The sequence below is a fragment of the Pacificoceanicola algae genome (assembly GCF_049341065.1).
GTDB lineage: Bacteria > Pseudomonadota > Alphaproteobacteria > Rhodobacterales > Rhodobacteraceae > Pacificoceanicola.
Window position 1 is genome coordinate 1 of the sequence record NZ_JBMPIX010000071.1, and the last position, 725, is coordinate 725.

Below are 725 nucleotides of genomic sequence, written 5' to 3' on the forward strand. Positions count from 1 at the left end.
TTGTCTGGAGGCGCTTTGCGGACTCGTTCGACTTTGCATCTGCGTGGATGTCGTTGGACAGTTCAGCGATCCTCTTTTGCGTATCAACCAACTGGTCTGCGAGCAGATTCAGGGCTTTGCGCGCGACGGCAGGCAGTTTCGCACTTTCACAGGCCTCTATGACGCGACCCATATTCTGGATGCCCTTTGGGATCGTGATCCCGAATTCGCCAAGGTGGGCACGGATCGCATTCATGAGCTGGGTCTGCTGACGGACCAGAAATTCTCGCGCTTTGTGGGTAACGAGCTGGCCTTGGGTTTTCTCCGATTTCACCGGAACAAATCGCATGGACGGTCGCGATACCGCCTCACAGATCGCCTCAGCGTCGGCTGCATCCGTCTTACCGCGCTTCACATAGCCTTTCACGTAGGATGGCTGCATCAAGCGCACGTGATGACCGAACTTGGTCAACTCCCGCGCCCAATAATGCGCGCTGGCGCAAGCTTCTATGCCCACAAGGCACCCGGGAAGCTTCTGGAAGAACTCCAGCATCTCGCTGCGCCGCAACTGCCGCCGCAAAACCACTTTCCCAGCTTTGTCGACACCGTGTAGCTGGAAAACACTCTTGGCCAAGTCGACCCCGATCGTTGTAATCTCTTTCATGGAGGGCTCCCGTCATTGGTGATGTTACAGCACCCAATGTGGCACATTGCGATGCCGGAAGCGGGAGCCATCCATCCCATCA

The 725-nt window shown here is 56.6% G+C and carries 1 protein-coding gene; it reads right to left on the minus strand.

The features are described from left to right. The coding region (locus ACOYQJ_RS26225) for an IS110 family RNA-guided transposase (RefSeq protein ID WP_422908819.1) at positions 1-643 on the minus strand (643 nt) is incomplete at its 3' end. Positions 644-725 lie beyond the last annotated feature (82 nt).